Here is a 10,966-nt window from a genome sequence, read left to right on the forward strand (position 1 = left end):
CGTATACCAGTTCTTGTTCGGTCCCTAAAGATGAACAACAGGTGATGCGGACATGAACTCCGTCCGGGGCTCTCGGCGCCGGCGGGCGCGGGTCCTACGGTCGTAGGTATGACGACCATGGTGCGGCAGCGGCTCGACGTCTCCGCCGCCAGGGAGCTCGCCTCGGAGCTGCTCACCGACCTGCCGCGGCGCTGGGCACACACCGCGGGCGTCGCCCGCCGGGCCGCCGAGCTCTGCACCGCGCTCGCCATGACCCCCGCCGACCGCGACCGCGTCGTCGCCGCCGCCTGGCTGCACGACATCGGCTACGCCACCCCGGTCCACGACACCGGCTTCCACCCGCTGGACGGCGCCCGCTTCCTGCGCGCCGCCGGATGGGCCGCCCGCGTCAACGCCCTCGTCGCCCACCACTCCGGCGCCTGCTACGTCGCCGAGGTCCGCGGCCTGCGGCACGAGATGACCGAGTTTCCCCGCGAGCTGTCCCCGGTCGCCGACGCCCTCACCTACGCCGACCAGACCGTCGGCCCCGACGGCACCCGGGTCGACATCCGCACCCGCATGACCGAGATGCTCGCCCGCCACGGCGCCACCTCGGACAACGCCCGCGTCCACCACCTGCGCGGCCCCGACCTCCTCGCCACCGCCGACCGGGTGGAGCGCCGCCTCCGCCGGTCACTGACACCGGTCACCCCGTAACGCCGCGGCCTTCCGTAACGCGGGGTTGTTCGGGTCAGCCCTGGCTGTGCATCTGCCAGGCGCTGCGGCCGAAGGCGCGGCGGAAGGCGGCGCCTGGGGCGGTGGGTTCCTCGTCGCCGGCGCGGCGCAGGTCGCGCGGGACGCCGTCGACCTTTCGCCGGGACGACAACAGGATCAGGCCGCTGACGGCGGAACCGATCACCAGGATCGCGAGCACGAGGAACAGCATCTGAGTCTCCCCCGAGAGTTGTTGAGGTCAATGTACGACAGGGGTGACAGCGGGCGCACCGGCCGAAAGGGTCTTGCCGGAAACTTGCCGTAGAGTCGGGTGTGCGGGGGAGGGGGACCGTCATGGCCGGCGATGCGGGTGACACTCCGACCGAGCTGCGGCGGCGGGTGTGGGACCGCAGCGCGGCCACGTATGACCAGCAGATCACCCTCTTCGAGCGCATCTGGTTCACCGGTGGGCGGGAGTGGCTCGGTGCGCGGGCCGAGGGGCGGGTCCTCGAGGTCGGGATCGGCACGGGGCGGAGCCTGCCGCACTACCGGGACGGTGTCGTGCTGACCGGGGTGGAGCTGAGCCCGGCGATGCTGGCGATCGCCCGCCGGCGCGCCGCCGACCTGGGTCGCGACGCGGATCTGCGGGAAGGGGACGCGGAGCACCTGCCGTTCGCCGACGCGTCGTTCGACACGGTGGTGTGCGCGCTGGCGCTGTGCACGATCCCCGACCCGGCCGCCGCGATCGCCGAGATGCACCGCGTCCTCGTGCCGGGTGGGCGGTTGCTGCTGCTGGACCACATCGGCAGCAGCTGGCCGCCGATCCGGGCCGCGCAGTGGCTGCTGGAGCAGGTCACCCGGCGCACGGCCGGGGAGTATTTCACCCGCCGGCAGCTGCCGCTCGTCCGCGCCGCCGGGTTCCGGGTCGAGACGGTGGAGCGCCGCAAGGCCGGCTCGATCGAGCGCATCCACGCGACGAGGTAGCGCGGCGCCGTCGCGACACGGCGCCGCACCGCGAACGCCGCGTCCGATCGCCGCCAGACGGGCGCATGCCTTGCGCGGCAGGCTGATCCGCATGACGACGAACACGCTTGAGGGCAAGGTGGCACTGGTGACCGGCGGTGGGCGCGGGATCGGCGCCGCCGTGGTGCGGCGCCTGGCCGCCCAGGGCGCCGACGTGGCGCTCACGTTTCAGCACGACCGGCGGCGGGCGGCGGAGCTCGCCGCCGATGTGACCGCGACCGGTCGGCGGGTCCTGGTCATCCAGGCCGACAGCGCCGACCCGGCCGCGGTGACCGGCGCCGTCGACCGGGCCGCGGCGGAGCTCGGCCGGCTCGACATCCTGGTCAACAACGCCGGCGCGTTCCTGCTCGGGCCGCTGGAGGAGCTGGGTCTCGGCGAGTTCGACCAGACGGTGGCGGTCAACGTCCGTGCGCCGTTCGTCGCCACGCAGGCGGCGGTGCGGCACATGGCGGCGGGCGGCCGGATCATCAACATCGGCAGCAACATGGCGGAGCGGGTCGTGTTCCCGGGCTTCGCGCTGTACGCGATGAGCAAGACGGCGCTGATCGGCCTGACGAAGTCGCTCGGCCGGGAGCTGGGTCCGCGGGCGATCACGGTCAACCTCGTCAACCCGGGCGCGACCGACACGGATCTCAACCCGGCCGACGGCCCGAACGCGGGCGCCATCAACGGTTTCACCGCGCTCGGGCACTACGCGGACCCGGCCGACGTGGCCGCCGCGGTCGCGTTCCTGGCGGGGCCCGACGGCCGGTACGTCACCGGCGCCACCGTCAACGTCGACGGCGGCTTCACGATCTGAGCCGCACCTGCACCGAAGCGCCGGAACGCATCGGGTCAGGAGTCGAAGCCGAGGCCGAGCCGGTCCAGGGTGCGCAGCCACGCGTTGCGCCGGCCCTCGTGCGCGTCGGCGCGGGCGATCGACCAGCGGGTCAGCTGGATCACCCCGGACCGGACCGGCTCGGGCGGGAACGGCACCGGCTTCGACCGGACCATCCGCAGCCGGGTCAGCGGCGTGGGCCGTCCACCGAGGAGGTCCAGCATCACCTGCGCGCCGAAGCGGGTCGCGCCGACGCCGAGGCCGGTGTACCCGGCGGCGTACGCGAGCCGCCCGCCGTGCCCGGTGCCGAAGAACGCGCAGAACCGCGAGCACGTGTCGACGACGCCGCCCCACGCGTGCGTGAACCGCAGCCCCTCCAGTTGCGGGAACGTGGCGAAGAAGTGCGCCGCCAGCTTGTCCGATGTGGACGGTCGCTGGTCGTACGCGGGACGGATGCCGCCGCCGTTGTGGTAGACGGCGTCGTAGCCGCCCCACAGGATGCGGTTGTCGCCGGTGAGCCGGTAGTAGTGGAACTGGTTCGCCGCGTCGCCGATGCCCTGCCGCCGGGCCCAGCCGATCGACGCGAGCTGCCCGGCGGTCAACGGCTCGGTCATGAGCGCGTAGTCGTACACGGGGACGATGAACGGCCGGACCCGCCGCAACGGCGACCGGAACGCCCCCGTGCCGAGCGCCACCTTCGCCGCGGTCACGGCACCGTCGGTCGTGCGCACCCGCAGGCCGGCTCCGGCCGGGGAGACGCCGGTGACCCGGGTGCCCTCGTGGAAGCGCACGCCGAGCGCCGCGCACGCGTCGGCGAGCCCCCACGCGAGGCGCGCCGGGTCGAGCATCGCGGTGCCGTCGCGGTCCCACACCCCGGCCTCGTAGGTCGCGGCGTGGACCTCCGCGCGGATCGCGTCCCGCTCGAGGAACTCGACCCGCCGGCCCAGCCGCTCCGCCAGGCCCAGGTGCTCGCGGAGCCCGTCGACCTGCCACGGCGCGGTCGCCACCGACAGCTCGCCGGTGCGCTCGAAGCCGCAGTCGATGCCGTACCGGCGCAGCGTCGCCTCGATCCCGTCGAGGTTCTGCGCGCCGAGCCGCTCCAGGGTGCCGATCTCGTCCGGGAACCGGTCCGCGCCGTTGGCGAGCCCGTGGGTGAGGCTGCCCGCGCAGAAGCCGCCGTTGCGCCCGGTGGCGGCCCAGCCGATCCGCCGGCCCTCGAGGACCACGACGTCCAGCCCCGGGTCGCGCTCCTTGGCCAGCAGCGCCGTCCACAGCCCGCTGAACCCGCCGCCGACCACCGCCAGGTCAGCGGTCGTCGACCCGCGCAGCGGCGGGTGCGGCTCTCGGTTGTCGCCGGCCAGCCAGTACGGCGTGCTGACGGCGTCGCTCAGCGCGGGATGCCCCATTTCCGCACCCTACCGGCTCTTCGAGGCCGCCAGCCGGAGTCCCTTCGCGCGGCTCAGCAGCAACGGCGTCGCGATCAGGGTGGCGACGCCGATGCCGAGGCTGACCGGGATCCACATGTCCAGCGGCGCGCCCTCCACCGCGGTCCGGCCGGCGTGCTGGAAGAACACGACGACCGCGGCGATCAGCACGGCCCCGCTCAGCAGGCCGAGGCCCGTCATGATGTTGGCCCGCACGGTCGCCCGCCGCGCCCGCTCCCGCTTGGTGAGCTGGTCGCGGCCGGTGCGCCGGTCCCGGTCCGCGTCGAGGGCGGCCTTCGCGCGGATGGCGTCGAGCCCGGCGTTGGCCGCGTGCTGCGACCAGAGCTGGAACGCGACACGGAGCAGGAACCCGCCGACGAGGGCGCCGGCCGCGGCCCAGATCTCGTAGTCGGTCACGATCATCAGCGCGATGCCGCCGATGAAGACCGCCGTGGCGGCCAGGATCTCGATCCAGAACCAGCGGCGCGCCGTCCGGAGCCGGCCGATCTGCGCAGGGGTGAGATTGCTCAAGGCGGGTCCCTTCGACGAAGCCATGCTATTCGATCGCCCGGCCGTCGCTAGACTGACGGCGTGGCCGCGGACGACCTGCTGTTCGTCGTGCTCGACGGTGCCGGCGGCTGCGTCGTGGCGCTCGACGAGCCGAGCTTCGCCGGGCCGGTGTCCCGCGCCGGCCGCGACGGCATCATCCATCTGATCCCGGACCGCCCCACCACCCGCCCCGGCCCGCCCCGCCGCGCCTGGCTGCGGCCGGCGACCAGCGCCGCCGCGTCGGTCCTGCTCAGCCCGCTCGCCGGCGGCCCGGCGCCGCGCCGCGGGTGGGAGCACCGCCGCCGCGCCCTGCGCCGCCCGGCCGAGGCCGCCGTGTTCGCCGACGCGTTCAGCGCCGCGCAGACGATCCTGCTGCTGTGGCCCCGCCTCGGCGACCTCACCCCCGTGCCCACGCCACGCGAGGCGCTCGCCGAGTCGCTGTGGACCCTCGCCGACCTGCTGCACACCCGCGCGGCCCTCGACGAGCAGCTCACCGACCTGGCCCGGGCCGGGTCCCGGCTGCCCACCACCCCGACGGCGCTGCGCGAGGCCCTCGCCGACCGCCGCGACCGCGTCCGGACCTCGCTCGCCGACCTGGAAGCCGAGATCACCCGCCGCGCCGAGGTGCTGAGATCCCTCGCCGGCGAGTGCGTCGACCTGATCCGCGACGCCACCGCCGTCCGTGCCGCCGTCGCCGCCGTCCGCCGCGCCGACACCGTCCTGTCCCGTCCGCACGGCGCCGCCCCGGCGCCCTACGACCCGACCACGGACCTCGCCGAGCTCACCACGTCCATCTTCGGGGCGTATCGCGAGCTCACGGGCCTCTCGACCGGCCGATCCGCCGGTGCCGGCCGGGCCCGGTGACCCGTCCGGGTCAGTGCACGGCCGGTTCGAAGGGCCGGTCAGGCACGGGCCTCGCGTGCGACGGCGCGAGCCGGGCCGCGAACAGGCCGAGGGACACCAGCAGGGAGCCGACCGCGAGGATGCCCATGGCGCGGCCGGGGGAGACGTGCTGGGCGATGAGACCGCCGAGGGTCGCGCCGACCGCCTGCATGGCGAGCAGCCCCGAGCCGAACAGGCCCAGCGCCTGGCCGTGCAGCGCCTCCGGGGTGGTGGCGAGGAGCCGGTCCTGCAGCAGCAGCGTGGCGCCGTAGCCGATGGACGCGACCCCGGCGAGCGCCGCGGCGACCGGCAGCGACGGCTCGAGGAAGAACAGCAGGTACGGCGCGGCCAGCAGCCAGCGCATGGGGCCGCTCAGCCGGAACCGCAGCCGGGGCGGCACGAAGCGGCCGGCGATCGCGTCGCCGGCGAGCATGCCGATCGCGGCGGTGACGAACAGGACGCCGGCGGCGGCCGGCGAGTACGGCACGAACAGCGCCTCGCAGCCGACGATGAGCCCGTTCGGCACCCACATCGCGATGTACACGCCGGGCTGCCACACCTGACGGTTGCCGCGCCATGTCAGCCGCACGGTGGCCCGCACCGACGGGCGGTCCGTGGCGCGCGGCGCGCGGCGGGTGAGGCCGAAGCGGGCGACCAGCGCCGACACCGCCTGCAGCGCCGCCCCGGCGAGCACCGCGCCGCGCGGTGACACGGCCGCGACGAGGGTGCCGCCGGCGGCGAAGCCGAGGATCTGCATGGCCCCGACCGACATGTTCAGCAGCGACCGGCCCAGGATGTAGCCCTCGGCCGGGAGGATCTCGGCGAGCAGGCCGTACCGGACGCCGCCGCCGACCGAAGCGGCCAGGCCCTGGGCGAACACCACGGCGAACAGCGCGGCGACGGGCAGGCCCGGCACGGCGAGCACGGCGGTGGTGACGGCGGCGAACAGGGCCAGCCCGGTGAGCGCGGCCCGCGGCGGCACCCGGTCCGCCCACGACAGCAGCGTCGCCGCGCCGATCAGCTGCGCGAACGACGCGCCGAACATGCTCAGCGCCGACAGCAGCGGCGACTCGGTGGCCGCGTACACGAGCGTGGCGAGCCCGATGCCGGCCACCGTGCCCGCCGCGACCTGCCCCGACAGGGTCGCGAACAGGGCGGTGAACTCCGGCGTGCCGAACAGTTGCCGATAGGTGCGCATGATCGGCATCCTGCGGCGCCGGTACCGCCGGCGCGTACAGTTTCGGATGGAGGCGAAACGTGGGGTTCTGGCAGATCGGGATCGACGTCCTCGCGCGCAGCCGGTTCGTCGTGTCCCCGCTCGCTGAGACGGTCGCGTGCCTGTCCGCGATCGGCGGCCAGCACGCCGTGTCCGCCCCGCAGCGGGAGTGGCTCGCCGCGCACCGCCCGGCGTTCGACGCGCACTTCGCCGGGGATCCGTTCGTCCGGCCCTTCCTGCGCGCCGCGATCCGCCCCGGCTGGATCGCGGACTTCCTGGTCGCGCCGCCCGCCACGCCCGGCGAGACGTTCCAGACCGAGCTCGCCCGGCTGCGCCGCACACCGGACGACCTCGCGGTCGCCCACCTCGGCCTGGACGGTGCCGTGCCCGGCGTGCTGGGCGAGCCCGGTCTCGCCGCCCGCGCCGCCGACGTCGTCGACTGGGTGTGGTCCCAGCTGGTACGACCGGGCTGGCCCCGGCTGCGCCGGGTCTTCGAGGCCGACATCGTGTCCCGCACGGACCGGCTCAGCACGGGCGGCTGGGCGGCCGTCCTGGACGGGATGCGCCCCGGCATGCGCTGGCTCGGCGACGGCCGCCTGCAGATCAACACCTACGACTACGCGCCGCTCGACGTCACCGACGCCTCGCTGCTCTTCATCCCCACCACGGCCGCCCGGGGCTGGGTCGGGTGGGACGAGCCGCCCACGTCGTACGCCGTCATCTACCCCTGCACGGGCTGGCTCGCCGAACCGGGCTCCGCCGGCAACGACGCCCTCGCCCGGCTCCTCGGCCCGCTGCGCGCCACGGTCCTCACCCTGCTCACCACGCCGCTCAGCACCACCCAGCTGGTCGCGCTGACCGGCACCGGCCTCGGCTCCGTCGGCGGGCACCTGCGGGTCCTGCTCGACGCCGGCCTCGTCACCAGGCGCCGCTCCGGCCGCTCGGTCCTCTACTACCGCACCCCGACCGGCGACGCCCTCCTCGCCGCGCAGCGGTGAACTGCCGGAAATTTGTCCGGCTCGGCTGTCGAGAACTGTCGGGCGGCTCCGTCCCGGGGGAAACGACATGAGCCGACGAGGAGCCACCGTCATGCAGCAGAACGAGATCACCGAGGTCCTGAACCGGCCGCTCAGCCAGGAGCTGCTGGCCCGCGACATCACCCGCCTGGCGTACGTCGCCAAAGACGGCACGCCGCGCAGCGTGCCGATCGCCTTCACCTGGAACGGGGTGGAGATCGTCATGTGCACCACGAAGAACGCGCCGAAGTTGCCCGCGCTGCGCAGCAACCCGATGGTCGCGCTGACCGTCGACACCGAGGTGCACCCGCCGAAGATCCTGCTCATCCGCGGCCGGGCCGAGCTGGACGTCGTCGACGGCATCCCGGAGGAGTACCTGCAGATGAACGGCACCTACGGGATGACCCCCGAGCAGCGGGTCGAGTGGGAGGCCGAGGTCCGCTCGCTCTACGACGGCATGGTCCGCATCGTCGTCACCCCCACCTGGGCGAAGCTCATCGACTTCGAGGCGACCCTGCCCTCCGCGGTCGAGGAGCTGGTCCGGCGGCGCGCCGAGCGTCAGCACGCGTGAGCGCCGCCGGGCCGTTGCGTCAGATCAGCCCCTGGGCGAGCATCGCCTCGGCGACCAGCCGGAAGCCGTCGATGTTCGCGCCGGCGACGTAGTTGCCCGGCATGCCGTACTCCTCGGCGGTGGCGTGGCAGCGGGCGTGGATGTCGCGCATGATGCCGTGCAGCCGCTGCTCGGAGTGCTCGAACGTCCACGAGTCGCGGCTGGCGTTCTGCTGCATCTCCAGGGCGCTGGCCGCGACCCCGCCGGCGTTGGCGGCCTTGCCGGGCGCGAAGCGCACGCCGGCGTCGGTGAACAGGCGGACCGCGGCCGGTGTCGTCGGCATGTTGGCGCCCTCGACGACGACGGTGCAGCCGCCGGCGATCAGCGCGGCCGCGTCGTCCGCGTCGATCTCGTTCTGCGTGGCGCACGGGAGGGCGATCTCGCACGGTACGTCCCGCCACAGTGCCCCTCCCGGGACGAAGGTCGCGTGCGGGCGGTGCCGTACGTACTCGCCGAGGCGTTCCCGCCGGATCTCCTTGACCTCCTTGAGGGCCGTCACGTCGATGCCCTTCTCGTCGAGCACGTAGCCGGACGAGTCGGAGCAGGCGACCACGCGGCCGCCGAGCTGGTGCACCTTCTCGGTCGCGTAGATCGCCACGTTGCCGGAGCCGGACACGACCACGCGCTTGCCGTCCATGCTGTCGCCGGCGGTGCGCAGCATCTCCTCGGCGAAGAACACCGCACCGTAGCCGGTCGCCTCCCGGCGGACCTGGGCGCCGCCGTAGGCGAGCCCCTTGCCGGTCAGCACGCCGGACTCGTAGCGGTTCGTGATCCGCTTGTACTGGCCGAACAGGAAGCCGATCTCCCGGCCGCCGACGCCGATGTCGCCGGCGGGCACGTCCGTGTACTCGCCGATGTGGCGGTACAGCTCGGTCATGAACGACTGGCAGAACCGCATCACCTCGCGGTCGGAGCGGCCCTTCGGGTCGAAGTCCGACCCGCCCTTGCCGCCGCCGATCGGCATGCCGGTCAGGGCGTTCTTGAACAGCTGCTCGAACCCGAGGAACTTGACGATCCCCAGGTAGACCGACGGGTGGAACCGCAGGCCGCCCTTGTACGGTCCCAGGGCGGAGTTGAACTCGACCCGGAACCCGCGGTTGATGTGCACCTCGCCCCGGTCGTCCTCCCACGGCACCCGGAAGATGATCTGCCGCTCCGGCTCGCAGATCCGCTCGATGATCTTCGCCTGGGCATACTCGGGGTGCTTCTCCAGGGCGGGGGCGACGCTGTCCAGCACCTCCCGGACGGCCTGGTGGAACTCGCTCTCACCGGGATTGCGGCGCACCACCGTGGTGAAGATCGAATCAAGCTTTTCCTGGGCCGACACCGTCATCCCTCCAAGGTCACGTCTTCTGCCGTCCGGGCATCGTTGCACCGTTGCAACGGTCGGCGCGACCGACCGTGTTGATCCACACAGCAAAACCGGTGGCGCCTTCCCAAGCCGTACGTACGTCTTGTTTAATGGCGGGCATGCTTCCGGAACCTGGACCGCTGCGGGTGCTGGCGGGCGCGACGCTGATCAACACCTTCGGCAACGGGGTGTCGATGGCGTCGGTGGCGTTGTTCCTGACGCGGTCGGTCGGGCTGAGCGTGCGGGAGACCGGGCTCGCGCTGACCGTCACCGCGCTGGTGTGTCTCGTCGCCAGCGCGCCGATGGGGTACGTCGCCGACCGGCTCGGCCCGCGTGGCGTCCTGCTCGCCGGCCTCGTCGTGCTCTGCGCCGGGTCGGCGTGCCTGGTGACGGTGCAGGGATTCTGGTCGTATCTGCTGGTCGGGGTACCGATGGCGGTCGCCGACTCGGCGCAGCGGGCGGCCAGGGGCGCGGTCATCGCCGGGGCGGTCCCGCCCGACCGGCGCGTCCACACCCGTGCGTACCTGCGGTCGGTGACCAACGCGGGGATCGCCGCCGGGGCCGCGGTCGCCGGCATCGGGCTCGCCGTGGACACCCGGCAGGCGTACCTGACGCTGATCCTCGTCGACTCGGTCACCTATGCCGCGGCCGCGCTCGTGCTGCGGCGGCTCGCCCCGGTGCCGGGGTCGCCGGCCAGACCGGACGGGCCGCGGCTGGTGGCGCTGCGGGACCGGCCGTTCCTCGCGTTCGTGGTGCTCGACGGGCTGATGGCGGCGCACTTCGGGCTGATCGAGGTGGCGCTGCCGCTGTGGATCGCGCACCGCACGGACGCGCCGCACTGGTTGATCGCCGTGCTGTTCCTGGTGAACACGACCGCGGTCGTGCTGTTTCAGGTCCGGGCCGCCCGCGGCACCGAGGAGCTGTCCGGGGCGGCCCGTGCGTCGCGGCGGGCGGGGCTGACGCTGTTCGCCGCGTGCGGGCTGTTCGCGCTCAGCGGCGGCAGCGCCATGCCGGTGACCGTGGTGCTGCTGGTGCTCGGATCGATGGTGCACGTCGCGGGGGAGCTGTGGCACTCGGCCGCGGGGTGGGGGATCTCGTTCGGCCTCGCCCCGCCGGACGCGCACGGCCAGTACCAGGGCGCCTACTCGATGGGAATGCAGCTGGGGCAGATGCTGGCGCCGTTCGTCGTCACCAGCCTGGCGGTCGGCTGGGGCCCGCCCGGCTGGCTGGTGCTCGGTGCGGCGTTCGCGGTCGTCGGCGCGCTGGTCCCGCCGGTCGTCGCGGGGGGGCGGGGGTGCTTTGGGGGAGAGGGGGGGGGCACAGAGGGGGTGGGGTCTTTTGCGCCTTTGCCCCCCCAAGAGAAAACCAGAATTTGTTTCTGGGGT

General features: G+C 73.8%; 12 protein-coding genes. 7 read left to right on the top strand and 5 right to left on the bottom strand.

What is annotated here, in order from left to right:
• Positions 1-108 precede the first annotated feature (108 nt).
• Entirely contained in the window at positions 109-696 is a 588-nt protein-coding gene (locus ACZ6TV_RS07005) for an HD domain-containing protein (protein WP_465296230.1), read from the top strand.
• A 34-nt stretch (positions 697-730) separates the two neighbouring features.
• Here the strand turns inward: ACZ6TV_RS07005 and ACZ6TV_RS07010 are convergent, their stop codons facing one another.
• Positions 731-925: a hypothetical protein gene (locus ACZ6TV_RS07010; RefSeq protein WP_465296231.1), complete on the bottom strand. Its 195-nt coding sequence runs from the start codon at positions 923-925 to the stop codon at positions 731-733.
• A gap of 122 nt (positions 926-1,047) precedes the next feature.
• On the opposite strand from ACZ6TV_RS07010, the gene ACZ6TV_RS07015 reads away from it, so the two are divergent.
• Together ACZ6TV_RS07015 and ACZ6TV_RS07020 are read left to right on the top strand one after the other, a co-directional pair.
• Positions 1,048-1,677, top strand: coding sequence for a class I SAM-dependent methyltransferase (locus ACZ6TV_RS07015; protein ID WP_465296232.1), 630 nt, complete (start codon positions 1,048-1,050; stop codon positions 1,675-1,677).
• A 91-nt stretch (positions 1,678-1,768) separates the two neighbouring features.
• Positions 1,769-2,515 carry an SDR family NAD(P)-dependent oxidoreductase gene (locus ACZ6TV_RS07020; protein WP_465296233.1) on the top strand — a complete coding sequence of 249 codons (747 nt, stop codon included), beginning with the start codon at positions 1,769-1,771 and terminating at the stop codon, positions 2,513-2,515.
• Between the two features lie 35 nt (positions 2,516-2,550).
• Here ACZ6TV_RS07020 and ACZ6TV_RS07025 read toward each other — a convergent pair whose 3' ends face one another.
• Positions 2,551-3,939, bottom strand: a complete 1,389-nt coding sequence (locus ACZ6TV_RS07025) for an NAD(P)/FAD-dependent oxidoreductase (RefSeq protein ID WP_465296234.1) — start codon at positions 3,937-3,939, stop codon at positions 2,551-2,553.
• Between the two features lie 9 nt (positions 3,940-3,948).
• On the bottom strand, positions 3,949-4,488 hold the full coding sequence (locus ACZ6TV_RS07030) for a hypothetical protein (RefSeq protein ID WP_465296235.1): 540 nt from the start codon (positions 4,486-4,488) through the stop codon (positions 3,949-3,951).
• A gap of 60 nt (positions 4,489-4,548) precedes the next feature.
• Here ACZ6TV_RS07030 and ACZ6TV_RS07035 point away from each other — a divergent pair, with 60 nt between their 5' ends.
• The gene (locus ACZ6TV_RS07035; protein ID WP_465296236.1) at positions 4,549-5,370 is read left to right on the top strand and encodes a hypothetical protein; all 822 of its coding nucleotides are present in this window, start codon (positions 4,549-4,551) and stop codon (positions 5,368-5,370) included.
• 10 nt (positions 5,371-5,380) lie between these two features.
• Here the strand turns inward: ACZ6TV_RS07035 and ACZ6TV_RS07040 are convergent, their stop codons facing one another.
• Positions 5,381-6,586: an MFS transporter gene (locus ACZ6TV_RS07040; RefSeq protein WP_465296237.1), complete on the bottom strand. Its 1,206-nt coding sequence runs from the start codon at positions 6,584-6,586 to the stop codon at positions 5,381-5,383.
• Between the two features lie 59 nt (positions 6,587-6,645).
• Here ACZ6TV_RS07040 and ACZ6TV_RS07045 point away from each other — a divergent pair, with 59 nt between their 5' ends.
• Both ACZ6TV_RS07045 and ACZ6TV_RS07050 read left to right on the top strand, forming a co-directional pair.
• Positions 6,646-7,602, top strand: a complete 957-nt coding sequence (locus ACZ6TV_RS07045) for an ArsR/SmtB family transcription factor (RefSeq protein WP_465296238.1) — start codon at positions 6,646-6,648, stop codon at positions 7,600-7,602.
• Positions 7,603-7,669: 67 nt separating this feature from the next.
• Positions 7,670-8,191: a pyridoxamine 5'-phosphate oxidase family protein gene (locus tag ACZ6TV_RS07050; protein WP_465296239.1), complete on the top strand. Its 522-nt coding sequence runs from the start codon at positions 7,670-7,672 to the stop codon at positions 8,189-8,191.
• Positions 8,192-8,210: 19 nt separating this feature from the next.
• Here the strand turns inward: ACZ6TV_RS07050 and gdhA are convergent, their stop codons facing one another.
• Positions 8,211-9,563, bottom strand: coding sequence for an NADP-specific glutamate dehydrogenase (gene gdhA / locus ACZ6TV_RS07055; protein WP_465296240.1), 1,353 nt, complete (start codon positions 9,561-9,563; stop codon positions 8,211-8,213).
• A 137-nt stretch (positions 9,564-9,700) separates the two neighbouring features.
• Between gdhA and ACZ6TV_RS07060 the strand changes: the two genes are divergently transcribed.
• Positions 9,701-10,966 (top strand): MFS transporter (locus ACZ6TV_RS07060; protein WP_465296241.1); only part of this gene is annotated, 1,266 nt, incomplete at its 3' end.

It is taken from the genome of Dactylosporangium sp. NPDC051087, assembly GCF_055586325.1.

Bases quoted from the DNA above. Each gene is read 5' to 3' on its own strand.
- gdhA (WP_465296240.1), bottom strand. From the start codon at position 9,563: ATGACGGTGTCGGCCCAGGAAAAGCTTGATTCGATCTTCACCACGGTG.
- ACZ6TV_RS07005 (WP_465296230.1), top strand. From the start codon at position 109: ATGACGACCATGGTGCGGCAGCGGCTCGACGTCTCCGCCGCCAGGGAG.
- ACZ6TV_RS07010 (WP_465296231.1), bottom strand. From the start codon at position 925: ATGCTGTTCCTCGTGCTCGCGATCCTGGTGATCGGTTCCGCCGTCAGC.
- ACZ6TV_RS07025 (WP_465296234.1), bottom strand. From the start codon at position 3,939: ATGGGGCATCCCGCGCTGAGCGACGCCGTCAGCACGCCGTACTGGCTG.
- ACZ6TV_RS07015 (WP_465296232.1), top strand. From the start codon at position 1,048: ATGGCCGGCGATGCGGGTGACACTCCGACCGAGCTGCGGCGGCGGGTG.
- ACZ6TV_RS07020 (WP_465296233.1), top strand. From the start codon at position 1,769: ATGACGACGAACACGCTTGAGGGCAAGGTGGCACTGGTGACCGGCGGT.
- ACZ6TV_RS07050 (WP_465296239.1), top strand. From the start codon at position 7,670: ATGAGCCGACGAGGAGCCACCGTCATGCAGCAGAACGAGATCACCGAG.
- ACZ6TV_RS07040 (WP_465296237.1), bottom strand. From the start codon at position 6,586: ATGCGCACCTATCGGCAACTGTTCGGCACGCCGGAGTTCACCGCCCTG.